General features: G+C 63.5%; 18 protein-coding genes and 1 tRNA gene. 13 read left to right on the top strand and 6 right to left on the bottom strand.

Annotated elements, in window-relative coordinates; genetic code table 11:
• Nucleotides 1–25 precede the first annotated feature (25 nt).
• The 8 genes from DY201_RS23905 (at nucleotide 26) to DY201_RS23860 (ending at nucleotide 6,583) form a co-directional block, all read left to right on the top strand.
• Complete coding sequence (locus tag DY201_RS23905) at nucleotides 26–1,633, top strand: ABC transporter substrate-binding protein (RefSeq protein ID WP_115733374.1); 1,608 nt, start codon at nucleotides 26–28, stop codon at nucleotides 1,631–1,633.
• Between the two features lie 295 nt (nucleotides 1,634–1,928).
• The gene (locus tag DY201_RS23895; RefSeq protein WP_115733372.1) at nucleotides 1,929–2,915 is read left to right on the top strand and encodes an ABC transporter permease; all 987 of its coding nucleotides are present in this window, start codon (nucleotides 1,929–1,931) and stop codon (nucleotides 2,913–2,915) included.
• On the top strand, nucleotides 2,912–3,739 hold the full coding sequence (locus tag DY201_RS23890; protein ID WP_115733371.1) for an ABC transporter permease: 828 nt from the start codon (nucleotides 2,912–2,914) through the stop codon (nucleotides 3,737–3,739). Before DY201_RS23895 ends, DY201_RS23890 begins: the two co-directional genes overlap by 4 nt.
• Nucleotides 3,736–4,512 carry an ABC transporter ATP-binding protein gene (locus tag DY201_RS23885; protein WP_115733370.1) on the top strand — a complete coding sequence of 259 codons (777 nt, stop codon included), beginning with the start codon at nucleotides 3,736–3,738 and terminating at the stop codon, nucleotides 4,510–4,512. The genes DY201_RS23890 and DY201_RS23885 overlap by 4 nt, the downstream gene beginning before the upstream one ends.
• On the top strand, nucleotides 4,509–5,315 hold the full coding sequence (locus DY201_RS23880) for an ABC transporter ATP-binding protein (RefSeq protein WP_115733369.1): 807 nt from the start codon (nucleotides 4,509–4,511) through the stop codon (nucleotides 5,313–5,315). Before DY201_RS23885 ends, DY201_RS23880 begins: the two co-directional genes overlap by 4 nt.
• Nucleotides 5,312–5,815 (top strand): L-2-amino-thiazoline-4-carboxylic acid hydrolase, encoded by a 504-nt coding sequence (locus DY201_RS23875; protein WP_115733368.1) that lies wholly within the window; start codon nucleotides 5,312–5,314, stop codon nucleotides 5,813–5,815. Before DY201_RS23880 ends, DY201_RS23875 begins: the two co-directional genes overlap by 4 nt.
• A gap of 154 nt (nucleotides 5,816–5,969) precedes the next feature.
• On the top strand, nucleotides 5,970–6,158 hold the full coding sequence (locus tag DY201_RS23870) for a YegP family protein (RefSeq protein WP_115733367.1): 189 nt from the start codon (nucleotides 5,970–5,972) through the stop codon (nucleotides 6,156–6,158).
• A 170-nt stretch (nucleotides 6,159–6,328) separates the two neighbouring features.
• Nucleotides 6,329–6,583 (top strand): GlsB/YeaQ/YmgE family stress response membrane protein, encoded by a 255-nt coding sequence (locus DY201_RS23860; RefSeq protein WP_115733365.1) that lies wholly within the window; start codon nucleotides 6,329–6,331, stop codon nucleotides 6,581–6,583.
• Between the two features lie 90 nt (nucleotides 6,584–6,673).
• On the opposite strand, the gene DY201_RS23855 is transcribed toward DY201_RS23860, so the two are convergent.
• Together DY201_RS23855 and DY201_RS28810 are read right to left on the bottom strand one after the other, a co-directional pair.
• Nucleotides 6,674–7,597, bottom strand: a complete 924-nt coding sequence (locus DY201_RS23855; protein ID WP_115733364.1) for an acyl-CoA desaturase — start codon at nucleotides 7,595–7,597, stop codon at nucleotides 6,674–6,676.
• A gap of 269 nt (nucleotides 7,598–7,866) precedes the next feature.
• Nucleotides 7,867–8,085: a hypothetical protein gene (locus DY201_RS28810; protein WP_131922451.1), complete on the bottom strand. Its 219-nt coding sequence runs from the start codon at nucleotides 8,083–8,085 to the stop codon at nucleotides 7,867–7,869.
• A 350-nt stretch (nucleotides 8,086–8,435) separates the two neighbouring features.
• Between DY201_RS28810 and DY201_RS23850 the strand changes: the two genes are divergently transcribed.
• A complete protein-coding gene (locus DY201_RS23850) occupies nucleotides 8,436–9,098 on the top strand; it encodes an aldolase/citrate lyase family protein (RefSeq protein ID WP_165916069.1) in 663 nt (220 codons plus the stop codon).
• Nucleotides 9,099–9,121: 23 nt separating this feature from the next.
• Here the strand turns inward: DY201_RS23850 and DY201_RS23845 are convergent, their stop codons facing one another.
• On the bottom strand, nucleotides 9,122–9,451 hold the full coding sequence (locus DY201_RS23845) for a hypothetical protein (RefSeq protein ID WP_245432083.1): 330 nt from the start codon (nucleotides 9,449–9,451) through the stop codon (nucleotides 9,122–9,124).
• A 173-nt stretch (nucleotides 9,452–9,624) separates the two neighbouring features.
• On the opposite strand from DY201_RS23845, the gene DY201_RS23840 reads away from it, so the two are divergent.
• The 3 genes from DY201_RS23840 to DY201_RS23830 all read left to right on the top strand — a co-directional run bounded on the left by DY201_RS23840 (nucleotide 9,625) and on the right by DY201_RS23830 (nucleotide 12,136).
• Complete coding sequence (locus DY201_RS23840; RefSeq protein WP_115733966.1) at nucleotides 9,625–9,981, top strand: cupin domain-containing protein; 357 nt, start codon at nucleotides 9,625–9,627, stop codon at nucleotides 9,979–9,981.
• Nucleotides 9,982–10,391: 410 nt separating this feature from the next.
• Nucleotides 10,392–11,147, top strand: a complete 756-nt coding sequence (locus DY201_RS23835; protein WP_115733362.1) for a glycosyltransferase — start codon at nucleotides 10,392–10,394, stop codon at nucleotides 11,145–11,147.
• A gap of 20 nt (nucleotides 11,148–11,167) precedes the next feature.
• Nucleotides 11,168–12,136, top strand: a complete 969-nt coding sequence (locus DY201_RS23830; protein WP_115733361.1) for a polysaccharide pyruvyl transferase family protein — start codon at nucleotides 11,168–11,170, stop codon at nucleotides 12,134–12,136.
• Between the two features lie 100 nt (nucleotides 12,137–12,236).
• On the opposite strand, the gene DY201_RS23825 is transcribed toward DY201_RS23830, so the two are convergent.
• Nucleotides 12,237–12,312: transfer RNA gene (locus tag DY201_RS23825), tRNA-Thr, on the bottom strand.
• Between the two features lie 227 nt (nucleotides 12,313–12,539).
• Nucleotides 12,540–13,502, bottom strand: a complete 963-nt coding sequence (locus DY201_RS23820) for an NAD(P)H-dependent flavin oxidoreductase (RefSeq protein ID WP_115733360.1) — start codon at nucleotides 13,500–13,502, stop codon at nucleotides 12,540–12,542.
• Nucleotides 13,503–13,761: 259 nt separating this feature from the next.
• Here DY201_RS23820 and DY201_RS23815 point away from each other — a divergent pair, with 259 nt between their 5' ends.
• Nucleotides 13,762–14,856 carry a hypothetical protein gene (locus DY201_RS23815; RefSeq protein WP_115733965.1) on the top strand — a complete coding sequence of 365 codons (1,095 nt, stop codon included), beginning with the start codon at nucleotides 13,762–13,764 and terminating at the stop codon, nucleotides 14,854–14,856.
• Nucleotides 14,857–14,931: 75 nt separating this feature from the next.
• Here DY201_RS23815 and DY201_RS23810 read toward each other — a convergent pair whose 3' ends face one another.
• The gene (locus tag DY201_RS23810; RefSeq protein WP_115733359.1) at nucleotides 14,932–16,530 is read right to left on the bottom strand and encodes a cisplatin damage response ATP-dependent DNA ligase; all 1,599 of its coding nucleotides are present in this window, start codon (nucleotides 16,528–16,530) and stop codon (nucleotides 14,932–14,934) included.
• Between the last annotated feature and the right edge of the window lie 45 nt (nucleotides 16,531–16,575).

Here is a 16,575-nt window from a genome sequence, read left to right as displayed (position 1 = left end):
CCGTGCCGAGGGCTTGGAGGCTGACATGGCGGGTTTTGAGATTTCGAGACGCAAGGTTCTGGCGGGATCGGCGTTCCTGCTGGCCTCGACGGCACTGCCCTCGATCGGCTGGGCGCAGGCAAGGAAGGGCGGCCGGCTGGTCGTTGCGGCGGATTCCGAGCCGCGCAACCTGAACCCGGCGATCGTTGCCTCCAACGGCGTGTTTTTCGTCGCGAGCAAGGTCATCGAGCCGCTGGCCGAGGCCTCGTTCGACGGCGAGGATGGGCTCGAGCCGCGGCTGGCGACGAGCTGGGAAGGTTCGGCCGACGGCCTGTCCGTCACCTTCAAGCTGCGCGAGGGCGTGACCTGGCACGACGGTCAGTCGTTCAGCTCGGCCGACGTGGCGTTTTCGGCACTCAATGTCTGGAAGCCGCTGCAGAATCTCGGCCGCGTCGTGTTCAAGAACCTGGAGGCGGTGGAGACGCCGGACGCAAACACCGCCGTGTTCAAGTTCTCCAAGCCGACGCCGCTGCAGCTGATCAAGAACGCGCTGCCGGCGCTTACGTCGGTGGTGCCGAAGCATGTCTATGACGGCAAGGATATTGCCGAGAACCCGGCCAATAATGCGCCGATCGGCACCGGGCCGTTCAAGTTTGCCGAGCACAAGGCGGGCGAATATTACCGGCTGGAGCGTTACGACAAATACTGGGGCGAAGGCGAGCCTCAGCTCGACGAGATCATCTATCGCGTGCTGCCCGACCGCGCCGCGGCCGCCGGCGCGCTGGAGGCGGAAGAGATCCAGCTTGCGGCATTCTCCGCCGTGCCGTTGGCCGATCTCGAGCGCATCTCCAAGGTTCCCGGTATCAAGGTCATCACCGAAGGCTACGAAGCGCTGACCTACCAACTGGTGGTCGAGATCAATCATCGCCGCAAGGAGATGGCCGACCTCAAGGTGCGCCAGGCGATCGCCCATGCCATCGACAAGGATTTCGTCGTCAAGACGATCTTCCTGGGCTATGCCAGGCCGGCGACCGGTATCGTACCGCAGAATGACAAGCAGTTCTACACGCCTGACGTTGAGACCTACGGCTTCGACGTCGCCAAGGCGAACGCGCTGCTGGACGAAGCCGGCTATCCGAAGAAGGATGACGGCAAGCGTTTTGCGCTCAAGCTTCTGCCGGCGCCCTATTTCAACGAGACCAAGCAGTTCGGCGACTATCTGCGCCAGGCGCTGGCCGCCGTCGGCATCGATGCCGAGATCGTCAACAATGATTCTGCCGCCCACCAGAAGGCCGTCTACACCGAGCACGCCTTCGACATCGCCATCGCCCCGCCGGTGTTCCGCGGCGACCCGGCGATCTCGACGACGATCCTGGTGCAGTCGGGTATTCCCGACGGTGTGCCCTTCTCCAACCAGGGCGGCTACAAGAACGACGAACTCGACGCGTTGATCGGCAAGGCTGCGGAGACGCTGGATCCGGCAGCGCGTATCGAGCTCTACAAGGAGTTCCAGAAGAAGGTGGCGGCCGACCTGCCGCTGATTAATGTCGCCGAATGGGGCTTCATCACGGTCGCGCGCGACACGGTGAAGAACGTCTCGAACAACCCGCGCTGGGCGGTTTCGAACTGGGCGGACACCTATGTCGAAACGTGACATCATCGTCTGAGCTGGATGATGATCCGTTATTGAGCATGCCCATCGCATTTGTGGTGCCCTACGTTGCCCCCCTTTGTCCTGCCGGACATCTCCCCCTCAAGGGGGAAGATTGGCCGTTGCGGGCGCATTCGCGTGCGCCTGCAACGGTGAAGCAAAGTGGTTGCGCCGATGACTACCGATCTTCCCCCTTGAGGGGAAGATCGCCCGCAGGCCAGAGGGGAGCGACTGGGCCGCAACACCTCCTGTCATGCCCGGCCATTTCCGTCCCATACCTGACGAAGATGAGACGCGCATGACCCGCGCCTTGCGCCTGCTGAGACGCCGATTGATCGGCAGCATTCCGGTGCTGCTGATCGTGGTTGTAGGTTCTTTCCTGTTGCTTGAAGCCGCGCCCGGCGATGCGGTTGACGCTTATGTTGCCTCCGTCGGCGGTGACGCCGGCATGATCGAGGCTTTGCGCCAGAGCTGGGGGCTCGACGCCTCGCCGATGACCCGGCTTGCCGCCTATCTCTGGGCGCTGCTGCATCTCGACCTCGGCCACTCGGTCGCTTTCTCCCGGCCGGTTCTGGATGTTGTGCTGGAGCGGCTGCCGAACACGCTGCTTTTGATGGGGGCGGCAACGGCACTGTCCTTCGCGCTTGGCACCGCACTCGGCATTCTTGCCGGCGCGCGGCCGGGCAGCGCCCGCGACCGGCTGCTGTCGATCGGCTCGCTGGCGCTTTATGCCGTGCCCGGCTTCTGGCTGGCGCTGGTGCTGACCATCGTCTTCTCGGTCGAGCTGCGCTGGCTGCCGCTGTCGGGCATGGAGACGATAGCATCCGGCAAGACAGGCTTTGCTCGCGCCCTCGATGTCGCCTGGCATATGGTGCTGCCGGTGACGAGCCTCGGCCTGATCTATCTCGCGCTCTATCTCAGAATGATGCGGGCCGGCATGGCCGAGGTCTGGCGCATGGACTTCACGCTCGCTGCACGCGCCCGTGGCATCCCGCGCCGGCGCATCGTGCTGAGCCATGTCGCGCGAAACGCGCTCTTGCCACTGGTCACCATGCTCGGCCTGCAGTCGGCGCAGATGCTGGGCGGCAGCGTGGTGATCGAAAGCGTCTTTTCGGTGCCGGGCCTCGGCCGGTTGGCGCAGGAGGCGGTGGGCTCGCGTGACACGCCGCTGCTGATCGGCATCATCCTGGTCAGCGCTGTGCTGGTGATCGTCATCAACCTGCTTGTCGACATCGCCTATGTCGCGCTCGACCCGCGCGTCGGCGCCAGCGAGGCGAATGCATGAGTGCGCGTCGCCTGTTCCGCACGCCCGAAGCCGTTGCCGGTTTTGCCATCCTCGGATTGCTTGGCCTGATGGCACTGGCCGCGCCCATGCTGTTCCCCGGCGACCCTCTGGCGATTGCCGGTCAGCCCTTGCTGCGGCCTTTCCAGGATTGGGCGCTGCCGTTGGGCACCGATAGGCTCGGTCGCGACGTGCTGGCCGGGCTGTTCCATGGTGCGCGCACGTCGCTCGCCGTCGGGCTCGCCGCAACTGCCGCCGCGATCCTCGTCGGCAGCATCCTGGGCACTGTGGCCGGCTTTGCCGGCGGGTTGGTCGACGAGGTGCTGATGCGTATCACCGACGCCTTCCAGACCGTGCCAGGCTTCCTGTTGTCGCTCGCCCTTGTCAGCGTCGTCGGGCCGTCGCTCGGCGTGGTGGTCGCGGCGATTGCGCTGAGCGCCTGGACCGGGCCGGCACGCATCGCCCGCGCCGAGGTGCTGTCCATCCGCGAGCGCGACTATGTCGCCTCGGCGCGGGTCATAGGCATGCATCCGGTCGAGATCGCCTTCCGCGAGGTGCTGCCCAACGCGCTGCCACAGGTTTTGGCGCTGTCGTCGGTGATCGTGGCCGCAGCCATCCTGACTGAGGCGGCACTGTCCTTCCTCGGCCTTGGCGATCCCAACCGCGTCACCTGGGGTGGCATGATCGCGGAGGGCAGGGCGGTGCTTCGCTCCGCCCCCTACCTCTCCGTCATCCCCGGCATCGCATTGGTGCTGGCTGTGCTTGGCGTCTACCTGGCCGGCGAGGGCGTGGTCGAAGGCACGGCGGCGCGCGAGGGGCAGGCATGAAACCGCTGCTTGAACTGCGTGGGCTGGGGGTGCGCTACAGGGTAGCCGTGGCGCCGGCGCTGGAAGGTGTCGACCTCGACCTCGCCGCCGGTGAACGGCTGGCCATCATCGGCGAAAGCGGCTCCGGCAAAAGCACCTTGGCACGGGCCGTTGCCGGGCTGCTGCCGCATACGGCGGCGATTGCTGGCACGGTCGCATGGCCGGGGCTCGACCATCCGGCGCGCAACGGCCGCGATGTCGGCTTCGTCTTCCAGGACCCGGCGTCGAGCCTCGATCCTGTCATGTCGGTTGGCGACCAGGTCGCCGAAGTGGCACTCGCCAATCTCGACATGGACTGGCGCGCAGCACGGCGGCTGGCGGTTGAGCTTCTCGACAGGGTGAAGCTGCCTGAGCCGGCGGCGCTGGCGCAGGCCTATCCACACCAGCTGTCGGGCGGGCAGAAACAGCGCGTGGCAATTGCTGCGGCGATTGCGGCCCGCCCGAAACTGTTGATCGCCGACGAGGCGACGAGCGCGCTCGACACTATCGTCCAGGCCGACATCGTGGCGTTGATTCGTGCGCTGGTGTCCGAGGACGGCATGGCGCTGCTGTTCGTCAGCCATGACATCGCCCTTGCCGCCAACCTCGCCGACCGCATCTCCGTTTTCCGCAATGGCCGCATGGTCGAGATGGCTGCGACGGCTGAACTGCTGTCGCGGCCTCGGAGCGACTACAGCCGTGCGCTGCTGGCCGCACATCTGGGGCTGGATGCCCATGCGGGTGCAGCCATATGAGCGCGCTGCTACGGGTTGAAGGGTTGTCGAAACGCTACCGGCGCGGCGACAGGGAGTTCGCTGCGCTCGACGGTGTTTCCTTCGAGATCGCCCCAGGCGAGACACTGGCGCTGGTCGGCCCCTCCGGCTCGGGCAAGTCGACGGTAGCGCGCATCCTGCTGCGGCTGGTCGAGCCTGATGCCGGCAGCATCCGCTTCAACGGTGAGGAACTGCTTGGATTGCGTGGTGCTGCTCTCAGGGCAACGCGGACGAAGCTGCAGATGGTGTTCCAGGATCCGCTGGCCGCCTTCAATCCGCGCGCCACGGTGGCTCGCCTGATCGACGATCCGCTGCGCATCCATGGCATTGTCGGGCGCGCCGATCGGCCAAAGGCGATTGCAGCATTGCTGGAACGTGTCGGCCTCGCTGCCGAGCTGGCCGGCCGCCGCGTGCACGAGATTTCGGGCGGCCAGCGCCAGCGCTTGGCGATTGCGCGCGCGCTTTCCACCAGGCCAGCGCTGATCGTGCTCGACGAGGCGGTGTCGGCACTCGATGTGCTGGTACGCGCCGACATTCTCGGTCTGCTTGCCGAACTGCAAAGGGATGAGGGCGTTGCCTATCTCTTCATCTCGCATGATCTGGGCACGGTGCGCGCCATGGCCCGCCGCATTGCCATCATGGATGGCGGCCGCATCGTCGAGCACGGCGACGCTGCTACCGTTATCGCCAGCCCGGCCTCGTCCACGGGCCGCGCTCTGGTGGCGGCCACGCCGGAACTGCCTGTCTTCCCAGGACTGCCTGCTTTCAAGGAGACCGTTTCGTGACCGAACATGCCATACGGGCCGAGAAACTTGCCGCAGAGCTCGATTCCGCCTTCCGCAACCGCGCCGACCTCTACCGTCTGATGCTGGACGAGCTTGCCGTCGAGCTTGGCGACGCCAAGGCGGAGGAGATCCTGGTGCGGGCGATCGAGAAGCGCGGCCGCGAGGTTGCCGTGCTGGCTTTCTCCAGCTTCGGGCCAAACGATGCGCGTGCCATCGGCGAGGCCTTCCTGGCCGTCAGCCCCGATGGCGGGCGGATGTACCCGACAGATGTCGAGCGCAGCGACCAGCACATCGCCTTCAAGGTCAAGCGTTGCCCACTGAAAGATGCCTGGGTGGGGGCAGGCGTAGGCGACGACAGGCTGGCGACCTTGTGCCGGATCGCCGGCGCCTTCGATCGTGGCCTGTTCGAGGCGACAGGCATCCGCTTTGACAACGTCACCTGGACGCCTGGCCACGGCTCCGGCTGCTGCCACATCTGCTTGACCGATCGCGACGCCTGAGATCGCTTGGGCCTGCCCGTCGCTGTCGCGGTCGAGGCAGGTTGCTCTGCGCATCGGCAGGACGGAAAAACGCTTCACGCTTTTCCTTCAATTGCTGCCGTGCGACGATTCGCCAGCGGCGTGAGTCGCGGATCGGCACATACGGGGAAATGCGATGTACAAATTCGAGGTCTACAAGGACAAGGGCGGCGAGTTTCGGTTCCGCTTCAGGGCTTCCAATGGCGAGGTGATGTTCAGCTCGGAAGGCTATGCCGCCAAGGCATCGGCGCTGAAGGCGATCGAGTCGATCAAGAAAAATACGCCCGCTGCCTCGGTGGACGATCAGACCACTGCGGTCACCTGACGGGCGGCATTTCCACGGCGGGTCGACTGGTCGGCCCGTCCCCAGCCTGCTTTTCGAGCATGATCTGACCGGCAATCGGTGCCTGCTTTCGATCATGCGCTAGTCGTTGCAACTGCGCATCGTGTCTCGTGACGCGCTCCGGCCGATGCGCCAGAACCTGGAGAGACCACATGGGTATCGAAAGCTTGCTCGTCTTCCTGATCATCGGCGCCGTTGCCGGCTGGCTCGCAGGCCAGTTGGTCAAGGGCTATGGCTTCGGCCTGATCGGCAACATCGTCGTCGGCATCGTCGGGGCGCTGATCGCCGGCTGGCTGTTTCCGGCGATCGGCATCAGCCTCGGCTCCGGCATCGTCGCCGCCATCATCCACGCCACTATCGGCGCGGTGATCCTGCTGGTGCTGCTGCGGTTGGTGAAACAGGCCTAGCGAAGTCGCCAGAGACGTTCCTGATATCGCCGGCAAGCACAGCTTCGCCGGCGATTTGGTTTCATGCCCTGCCGGAAATTTCCGGTGCCGCTAGTGGCCGTGCTTCCGCGGTTCGGCGATCTTGGTCGCCAGCCCGAGCACGCCCAGAAGCCTGATGGTCAGGTAGGTGACGTCGAATTCCCACCAGTGATGGCCATGGCGCGCCGAGCGCGGGTCGGCGTGGTGATTGTTGTGCCAGCCCTCACCATTGCTGAGCAGGCCGACGATGACATTGTTGGTGCTGTCGTCGGAGGTCTCATAGTTGCGGTAGCCCCAGACATGGGTCACCGAATTGACCGACCAGGTGATGTGCCAGGTAATCACGGTGCGCAGGAACACGCCCCAGACGAGCAGGCTGAGGCCGAACTGCATGGCTTCGTCCGTCGTGCCGCCGGCAATCAGGCTTGCGACGACGCCGCCGCCGAAAAACGCCACCCAGGACGCCAGGATGATGCCGAGATAGACATGCGGCTTGTCGAGCTTGCGGTAGAACGGGTCGCGGACGATGTCCTTGGCGTAGCGGCCGTAGATCTGCATGCGCTCCATGTCGGGCGATTTGACCAGCAGCCAGCCGACATGGGCCCACAGGAAGGTGACGATCGGGCTGTGCGGGTCGGGCTCTTCGTCGGCATGCTCGTGATGTCGGCGATGCACGGCCACCCAGCGCGCCGGCGTGTCCTGAAAGGCGCAGACGGCGATGATCGCTAGCCCATGCTCCAGCCATTTCGGGCAGGTGAAACCGCGGTGGGTGAGGAGCCTGTGGTAGCAGAGATTGATGCCGAGCGTGCCGAAGACGTAGATGCCGGCGATGCAGAGGATGACGCCGGTCCAGCTGAAGAACCAGGGCAAGAGGGCATAGAGTGCCACCAGATGATAGAAGGCCAGGCCGCTGACATTGAGCCAGTCGATACGGGCCAAGAGCGGCTGGCGCGCGACAGCGGACGTGGCGGCCTGTGCCGCGATCTGGTCGGACATATATGCTCCCCGTTGCGACCCGGACCGTTTCGTAACGACAGAGCCGCCTCCTCCATTTTCGGGCGAGGTTGCGCAGTTTCTAATGCAGGGTCAAGGCACGTTTGGAATTGCCCCGAAATATGCGCGTGGGGCAGCCGGCGTATCGGGCACGGCCTGCCGCCATAGCATGCGCCGTTTGCCGGATCGTCGGACAGTCGGCTCTCCGGCTGACAATCTGTGGCTGGGAAAGTACGCCCGGTGCCCACCAAGAGCCGTGTAATCGCAGACAGTCAGTCGTGATGCAGGCAATCGTCGCAGAGGCCAAACTTCCAAGCAGCTGCGGTGACGCCATTGAAGCGATGGTGGCAATGGATACATTCCATGTTGCCGCCTTCTTCTTCCTCGCGTGCCGACTGTGAGAGGATTTTTTGTAATGCGAAATAAGTTTCGCGCCGGTGCAGCAACTCTTCCCGCACTTCCCGCCGCGAATAGGACACTTGAATTGCCATGATCTACACCGCCCGCTGTCTGATCTACCCCAGTGCTATAGTCGCTGATGTTTCCCCGGGGTCAATTAGATCGATGGATTGACGTGTTGTACGGCGGGCTGCCGACGTCCTTCTGACGCCTGCCCTATTGCCTTCGACCCCGTTGCCGCAAGCGAGGCTTTCGGCCTTGCCTTCGAGCCAGATCAGGAAATCCGCGGGAACATTCGTCGATCCATTGAGGAGCGGATTGCGTGCCCGTGCCTTGGTAAAGACGTTGTGATAGTGGACGACCGAAAGCGGCAGGCGTTGCCGGTCGGCCCGCATCTGTCGAGCTGGGCAAGGCTGAACGCCAGGCGGGCCAGAAGACGCGGTTGTCAGGACACACGACCGAAGATCTGGCCGTTGTGGCGGCCTCGCTTCGGCGGGCGGAACTCTTCGTGCGCGTCAATCCGGTCAATGCGGGCACCACGGCCGAAATCGAGACTGTGCTGGGCCATGGCGCACAAGTGCTGATGCTGCCGTATTTCCGTACGGCGGGCGAGGTCGAGACCTTCGTCCGCCTCGTTGACGGGCGCGCAGCGGTGATGATCCTCGTCGAGACCGCGTCGGCGCTGGTCCGAATTCGCGAAATACTGGCCGTCCCGGGTGTCTGCGAGGTCATGGTCGGTCTCAACGATCTGCGCCTTGAACTCGGCGTGCGCAATCATTTCGAGGTGCTGGTCTCGCCGCTGATGGATGCGGTGGCGCGCGAGGTCCGGGCAGCGAAGCTACCCTTCTCGATCGGCGGCGTCGGTCGTGTCGATGATGTGTCGCTCCCCGTTTCCCCTAATCTGGTGCTTGCCCAATATGCACGCCTCGGCGCCACCGGTGCGTGGATTTCGCGGTCGTTCTTCGAGTGCGTGCCTGCGGATTGGGATTTCGGCGACGCGGTTGCATCGATCCGGCGGCGGCTCACCGAATGGGCGGATGCTTCGCCCGAGGCGCTGGAGCAGGCGCGCGACGAACTGTCCCTGCATGCGCGCCTGTGGCGGTGAGGCTTGAAGTAACCGCTTCGCGGTCACCGCGTTGCGGCAAGGCCTGCCGGAAGCGGCTGGCTCGAGCATTTCAGATGCATGTCACGGGCGAACTGTTTGCGCATCTTGGCCTGGTGCTGCTTGCCGGCCATTGCGATGCCAAGCCCGTATGGGCCGAGAAGCAAACCGGCGGAATAGCTCATGGTCTTTTTCTCGCTAGCCTCATGGTTCGATGCCGCTTCACGAGCTTTTGCGCATTCCGCCGAGCGCCATTTGGGATCCAGGGTTGAGAATGTGTTGGCATGTTCGGCTGGCTGGGTCGTGCACCCTGCGACTGCCAACATTGTCATGGCTGCGAACAGTTTTGCTTTCATCCATAAGCCTTCGCTAAATATGCTCCATCATCACCGGCAGCGGTAATTCCGCAAGGGGGCAGCGCTATCAAGCACGTGGACCCAGCGCCGTGGGATTTATCATCAGGAAACTAAGTTGCCTTGGTGTGGGTGTGTCGGCTATTCAGAAACGTCTGAAGAAGGAGGAAAACATCATGGCGCACAAAACCATCCTGAAGTTCGGCCGGCCGGAAGGTGCCGACTCCAGTGACCTGCCAGGTTGGGTCGTGGTCGAAGGAAAGCCGACGATGAAGACTGCCGTCCAGCACACGACCAGGGATGGCAAGGTGCTGTCGGGAACGTGGCAGGCCACCCCGGGCACCTACCACGCGAGCTACACCGACTACGAATTTGTCCACATGATCTCAGGCCGCATCATCATCACGCCAGACGGCGGCGAACCCGTCGAGGTTGGGCCGGGCGACGCGTTTGTCGTCGAAGCCGACTTCAAGGGGACCTGGAAGATCATCGAGCCGGTGACGAAGCACTTCGTCGTCACTGTTGGATCGTAGAAACCTAATAGCCCCAACAGCGCAACTGGCTGGCCCCGGCGATCGGAAAAGGCTGCCGGCCGGTTCGCACGCAGGACAATTGCCTGGTTGATTCGGCTCTGTTCGACATTGAGCGCGGAACCTGGCGCGCCGATGATGCATGGATATTCCTTGGGGAAAACGGGTGCAGCTTGCGTTGATCAAAAACGCGAAACGCATCGCAAACGCAGCGCTCTCCAACTGAGCAGGACCGCCTTTCCAAGCTTGGCAGCCGACGTTCGACAGCCTCATGGGGCGCCTGCGCAACCGCCATCAAGATCATCATCGACCCTGGCGGAGGCCAACTGCGAACTACCACCTGTGCTTGCAGGTGGTTGACCTTTGCCAGAGCTGGTTTATTTAGGGCGCGGGCAGATATGGGGTGGTGATTGATGTTGGCAGTGGTGAATTCGCTGTGGATTGGCAACAAACTGGGGCCGGTCCACGCGGGTTGTCTGAGGTCGTTTCTTAGACACGGGCATCGTGTCGTTCTGCACGTGTTCGACCGGCCGGAGGACGTACCGGAAGGTGTCGAACTTTTCGATGCCCAACGGTTGATGGCGCGGTCGGAAATAGTTGCGCATCAAGCCACCGGCAGCCTGGCCCTTGCGTCGGATATCTACCGCTACCGCATCCTCAAGGCTGGCCTCGGTATCTACGTCGATTGCGACGTCTATTGCCTGAGGCCGATCCAGCAGGAAGAATTCCTCTTCGGATGGGAGTCTGACAGCGCGATCAATGGCGCTGTCCTGGGGCTGCCTTCGCAACATGCGGCGCTCGCAGATCTGATCGCCGCATCCAGCGATCCTCATTTCATTCCGTGGTGGTATAGGAGCAGGAAGAGACGGTTGCTGCGTCTGCGCAAGGCCATGCGCTTGCCAGTCCCGGTATCTCGCCATCGATGGGGCGTGATTGGTCCGCAGTTGCTGACCAACGTCACCCGGCGCCATGAAATTGCTGGTTCGGCCAAACCGATAGACGTGTTCTACCCGGTCAGCTACCAGAACACGAGCCTGCTCTTTGATCGCGGGCTGTCCTGGCCCGACATAGCGACCAATCGAACGCTTGGCGTTCATTTGAGCGCCTCGGTCATATCAGGACGCGAAATCGTACGCGGCAGCCTGCTTGACGCGGTCATCACCTCATAACGCATTTCGAGACTTCATTTATGTCGCTGAAGAGCCGGCTCAGTTCCTTTCGCCGTGTGTACCTGGCTGCGCGTACGATAGAAACACCGCCTACACTTCTGTTCTGGTGGGGTAGCTACGGCTTCAAGGGCGGTCCCACGATCGGCGATCTGATGGCCGTCGACAATCTGTCGGCGAGCCTGCGTCGGCGCGGCATCGAGCATGCCGTCATTTCGCATCCGGAACTGCAGATTCCAGGCCATCTGCCGGTTGATGATATCTACTCGATCAAGCCGGTGAGAAAGGTCGTGTTCGTCTGCGGTCCGATCACCGACAGCCGGGACCTGAGCGACCTTTTGTCGATCCACAGACATGCCGGAAAAATCGCCGCAGGCGTCAGCATCCTGCCCAATCAGGCCAAGATGAATCGCCGGTTCGATCAAATTGTTGGTCGCGATGGCATTGATCCATCCTACTTCGATCTTGCCGTTTCAGAGACCGTCGAGCCTGCCGGCAAAAACCGGCCATTGGAGACAGTGGGTATTTGTCTTCGAGGCCCTCAAAGCGAGTATGGCGCCAGGCGAGCAGGGATGGCTTTGCAGGCGGAGACCATATTGCAGGATGCGGTGCGCGGGTCGGGCCTTCGTCCGCTCGAGATCGATACGGTGCTCTCGCCCTCGAACAGCGCCGGGGCGATCCATGCCTGCTTTGCATCCTCTGACATTGTGCTGACGACCCGCATGCATGGAGCACTGTTGGCGCTCGCTGCGGGAAAGCCTGTGATTGCGATCGATCAGGTGCCCGGTGGAGCAAAAGTTACCGCCGTGGTCGGGAAGACCGGCTGGCCATTTGTATTCCAGGCGGAAAAGGTGTCTGCCGAAACGGTGCGGGCGGCTCTTGACGAACTGCGCACCGGCAATTGGCGGACCCAGCTACTCGGCGCCCAGGCCAGGATCTGTGCGCTTGTCGAGGATGCGCTCGCGGCGAGTGTCGATGCAATCGCGCATTGATGCGCCAGCGCTGCCTGTGACGAGGCTCGTCCGGAAACAGCCAAAGATCTTCGGCCACATATGGTCTGCCGGCGGAAGAAGGAGGTCATACTCTGGAAACTGGTGCCGCTTAGGTGACTCGAACACCTGACCCCATCATTACGAATGATGTGCTCTACCAACTGAGCTAAAGCGGCTTCCAGGCTTCGCGACCCGAGGGGCGCGAGACAGTGAGCGCGTGATAACTTCATTGCGCGCGGATTTCAAGCGGCCTTTGCAGGGTTTTGACAAGAGGCGAACATGTCGCCGCCTGTCGTTGGAGAAGGTCGTTGCCAGCCGAGGACGGGCCCCGGCAGGACGAGCGGTCCAATCGGTTGGGTCGTTGCCCGGCCGAGCCTGTCCTAGGGGCGGCTTGCGCCGGCCCTCACACGCAGCCGGCGAGCCGCGCTTTCGCTGCGGCGTATTCGCTGGCGAGGCGGTCGACCAGCTCAGTGACCGGGACGACCTTGTCGACGGCGCCGATGCCCTGACCGCAGCCCCAGATGTCCTTCCAGGCCTTGTATTTGTTGTCGCCCTCGAAATCCATGTGGCTGGGATCGGAGACGGCAAGGTTGTCGGGGTCCATGCCGGCCGCGCGGACCGAACCCTTGAGGTAGTTGCCGTGGATGCCGGTGAACAGGTTGGAATAGACGATGTCGGCGGCCTTGGATTCGACGATCATCTGCTTGTAGGCGTCGGAGGCGCGCGCCTCCACCGTGGCGATGAAGGGCGAGCCGATATAGGCGAGGTCGGCACCCATGGCCTGGGCCGCGAGCACAGCACCGCCATTGGCGATGGCGCCCGAGAGCAGAAGCGGTCCGTCGAACCACTGGCGGATTTCCTGGATCAGAGCGAAGGGCGAAAGCGTGCCGGCATGGCCGCCGGCACCGGCCGCGACCGCAATCAGGCCGTCGGCGCCCATCTTGATCGCCTTGCGGGCATGGCGGTCATGGATGATGTCGTGCAGCACGATGCCGCCATAGGAGTGTACCGCCTGGTTGACCTCCTCGACGGCGCCGAGCGACGAGATGACGACCGGCACCTTGTATTTCACGCATAGGCGCAGATCGTGCTCGAGCCGCTTGTTGGACTTGTGGACGATCTGGTTGACGGCGAAGGGGGCGGCCGGACGGTCGGGGTTGGCGGCATCGTGGGCGGCAAGATCTTCGGTCACCTCGGCCAGCCATTCGTCAAGCTGAGCCTCGGGGCGGGCGTTGAGCGCCGGGAACGAGCCGACGACGCCGGCCTTGCATTGGGCCAGCACCAGTGGCGGATGCGAGATGATGAACAAAGGCGCGCCGATGACGGGAACACGCAAATTCTTCTTGAGGATTTCAGGCAATGCCACGCGTCTCTCCCGGGTATCGATTTTGACGTTTCCGTAAACGTCACTCCATATAGCAGATCGGGCAGGATCGACAATGCATCAGTCCCCGGGTCCCGGTCCGGCGCGCGCCGCAGACATCTGCGGCGAGGCGCTGGTTGTTTTGCCGGCCTTACCTGCCATTGCAGCCATTTTGGCCGACATTTCGCTAGAGGTGCCGTTGATTGATGCCTTTTCTGCCGCTAACCATCTGGCAACACAGGCGCGTTGCGAGGAACATCGGTTGGATTCGATCGAAAAAGCGATCCGGAACGCTTTCGAAAAAGGCGATCCCGAGAATCGTGAGTTTCGTGAAAAGGTCTATCGCGCCGCCTTCGGCGCGCTCGACCGCGCGCTCAAGGCCAATCCGGCGATGACGGTGGAGGCGGCGATCGGCCGCCGCAAGTCGCTGCAAGCAAAGATCACCGAGATCGAATCGGAATTCATGCCGGCGGCCCCATCCGTCTCGCTCGGTCAGGCTGGCGCCGCATCGGTGCCGGAAATCTCGCTCAACGGCAATGGTGCAACAACGGCGCCCTCGATTTCGATCGGTACGCCTGCGGCGGGTGTGACACCCGTCGTGCCCGACATCATGCCCGATGCGGTGCTGCCCGATGGACCGCCGGTCGAGATCACAGAGAAGCGCAGCCGGGCGGAACGGCGTGCCGCTGACCGTGCCAGCGCGCGGGCCGAGCGACGCCGCCCTTATGCGGCGATGTTTTTTGCCGTGACCTTGCTTGCCATGGGCGGCATCGGCGCTTGGTGGGCGGTGCAGACCGGCCAGTTCAAGTCGGCGGCGGAAATCGACACTTCGGTGCACAACCCCCCGAAGCAGCTCGAAAGCGAGGATTTTTCGCCGAACGACGCCGGACCGGCACGGCCAGGCGAGGTCGACCAGGCACGTAACTGGATCACCGTGTTCACGCCCACCGACCCAACCGATGTCAGCGCGCCGAGTGGCACATCGGCCGAAGTCGCCAAGGACGACACCGGCACCTTCTTGCGCATCCGTTCGGGCGATACCGGGTCGGCGATCGTCTTCGATGTCGGCCGTGGCGTGCTTGAGCAGATCGCCGGCAAGCATGCGGTGTTTGACATCATCGCGCGCGCCGAGGACGGCAAGGAAACGCAGATGGCTGTCGACTGCAATTTCGGCGAACTTGGCGACTGCGGCCGCAAGCGCTACCTCGTCGGCTATCAGCGCGGCGAATACCTGTTCGAGATGGACGTGCCCGACAAGGAGCCCGGTGCCGCCGGCACCATCGCCATCAACTCGGACCTGGGCAAGGAAGGCAAGGCGGTCGACATCTACGAGATCAGGGTCTCGGTGACCGAATAAGCCGCTGTGGGCATGATCTCGTTTCGAAAACGGCGTCCGATTTTCGGGACCCTATTTTGTTGAAGGCACGATGCGCTAGTCGAGCAGCGCCTGCAGCGTCTCGATGCGGTCCGCTTCTGCAGGCGGCTTGTCCCAGCGCAGCCGGGATATCCTGGGAAAGCGCATGGCGACGCCCGACTTGTGGCGGGTCGAGCGGTTGAGGCCCTCGAAAGCGACCTCCAGCACCAGACCGTGGCCCCTGTCGGCGCGCACCGATCGCACCGGGCCGAAGCGCTCGACGGTGTTGTCGCGCACGAACTTGTCGATCTGCTTGAGTTCCTCGTCGGTGAAGCCGAAATAGGCTTTGCCCACCGGCACCAGCTCTTCCGCCCCCGCAACGCCCGACCAGACGCCGAAGGTGTAATCCGAGTAGAAGCTCGAACGTTTGCCGTGGCCGCGCTGGGCATACATCAGCACTGCGTCGACAGTGTGCGGGTCGCGCTTCCACTTGAACCAGGGACCCTTGGGGCGGCCGGCGAGATAGGGCGAATCCAGTCGCTTCAGCATAACTCCCTCGATGATCGGGTGTGGTGGTTCTCTACGCATCGCTTCCAGCTGGCTCCAACTGTCGAAGGCTACCAGCGGCGACAGGTCGAAACGGCCGGGGTCGAGCTTGGCGATGAAGGCCTCGAGCCGCGTGCGGCGTTCGGTGAAGGGTAGCTCGCGCAGATCCTCGCCATCGATCTGCAGCAGGTCGTAGCAGCGCACGAAGGCGGGGTAGCGGTCCTGCATCTTGGCCGACACGGTCTTGCGGTTGAGGCGCTGCTGCAGGTCGGAGAATGTGCCGGTTGCCTCGCGGGGTACGCCGACGAGCAGTTCGCCATCGAGTGCCGCGTCGAAATCCATCGCCGCCACCACGTCGGGGAAGGCGCCGGAGACGTCGTCGCCGGTGCGCGAATAGAGCCTGCGGATGCCGCCCTCCGATACCGCCTGGACACGAATGCCATCCCATTTCCACTCGGCGGCGTATTCGGCGGGATTGAGCTTTTCGAGATCGCCATCGCCGATCGGATTGGACAGCATCACCGGTCGGAACAATGCCCGCGCAGCCTTCTCGGGCTTCCCAGCCTTGCCCTCCAGCCATGCGAACAGGCTGACATAGGGCGGGGTCAGCCCGTGCCATAGCTCCTCGATCTCGGCGACGTCGACGGAACCGAGATCGGCCAGCGCCTGCTTGGCTAGGCGGGCGGAAACGCCAATGCGCAGGCCGCCGGTGACAAGTTTGATGATGGCGAAGCGGGCCGACGTGCCGGCCTGATCGAGCAGGCGGGCGAGCACGGCCGGCCCGTCGGAGCGGCTGGCCGACTGCAGTTTCTGTACCACCTCGGCAAGCGTGATGTCGTGGTCGGGTCGGCTTTCGGGCACTTCTGGCCAGACGAGCGACACCGTCTCGGCGAGGTCACCGACATAGTCATAGGAATAGCCGAACAGGACAGGGTCCATGCGCTCGGAGACGAGCTGGCGCAACATTGCCGGCTTGACCGAGGTGATGTCGAGCTCGCCGGTAATTGCCGCCAGCGCCAGACCGCGGTCGGGATCCTCGACCGCGCGGAAGTAGTCGGTGATGAGCTTCAGCTTGCCATTGCGCGACGGCGTCAGCACCAGACGGTCGAGGAGTTCGGCGAAGCGGTTCATGGGGTGATGGTTCCCCGCGAAGGCTGAGCTTCGTCCCCTCTGGCC

It is taken from the genome of Aminobacter aminovorans (genome assembly GCF_900445235.1).
Lineage (GTDB): Bacteria > Pseudomonadota > Alphaproteobacteria > Rhizobiales > Rhizobiaceae > Aminobacter > Aminobacter aminovorans.
Note: the sequence above shows the minus strand (reverse complement) of the source record. Positions and strands in the feature narration are given on the sequence as shown.

Bases quoted from the DNA above. Each gene is read 5' to 3' on its own strand.
- DY201_RS23870 (WP_115733367.1), top strand. From the start codon at position 5,970: ATGTACAAATTCGAGGTCTACAAGGACAAGGGCGGCGAGTTTCGGTTC.
- DY201_RS23905 (WP_115733374.1), top strand. From the start codon at position 26: ATGGCGGGTTTTGAGATTTCGAGACGCAAGGTTCTGGCGGGATCGGCG.
- DY201_RS23885 (WP_115733370.1), top strand. From the start codon at position 3,736: ATGAAACCGCTGCTTGAACTGCGTGGGCTGGGGGTGCGCTACAGGGTA.
- DY201_RS23860 (WP_115733365.1), top strand. From the start codon at position 6,329: ATGGGTATCGAAAGCTTGCTCGTCTTCCTGATCATCGGCGCCGTTGCC.
- DY201_RS23895 (WP_115733372.1), top strand. From the start codon at position 1,929: ATGACCCGCGCCTTGCGCCTGCTGAGACGCCGATTGATCGGCAGCATT.
- DY201_RS23810 (WP_115733359.1), bottom strand. From the start codon at position 16,530: ATGAACCGCTTCGCCGAACTCCTCGACCGTCTGGTGCTGACGCCGTCG.
- DY201_RS23855 (WP_115733364.1), bottom strand. From the start codon at position 7,597: ATGTCCGACCAGATCGCGGCACAGGCCGCCACGTCCGCTGTCGCGCGC.
- DY201_RS23880 (WP_115733369.1), top strand. From the start codon at position 4,509: ATGAGCGCGCTGCTACGGGTTGAAGGGTTGTCGAAACGCTACCGGCGC.
- DY201_RS23890 (WP_115733371.1), top strand. From the start codon at position 2,912: ATGAGTGCGCGTCGCCTGTTCCGCACGCCCGAAGCCGTTGCCGGTTTT.
- DY201_RS23830 (WP_115733361.1), top strand. From the start codon at position 11,168: ATGTCGCTGAAGAGCCGGCTCAGTTCCTTTCGCCGTGTGTACCTGGCT.
- DY201_RS23840 (WP_115733966.1), top strand. From the start codon at position 9,625: ATGGCGCACAAAACCATCCTGAAGTTCGGCCGGCCGGAAGGTGCCGAC.
- DY201_RS23835 (WP_115733362.1), top strand. From the start codon at position 10,392: ATGTTGGCAGTGGTGAATTCGCTGTGGATTGGCAACAAACTGGGGCCG.
- DY201_RS28810 (WP_131922451.1), bottom strand. From the start codon at position 8,085: ATGGCAATTCAAGTGTCCTATTCGCGGCGGGAAGTGCGGGAAGAGTTG.
- DY201_RS23845 (WP_245432083.1), bottom strand. From the start codon at position 9,451: ATGAAAGCAAAACTGTTCGCAGCCATGACAATGTTGGCAGTCGCAGGG.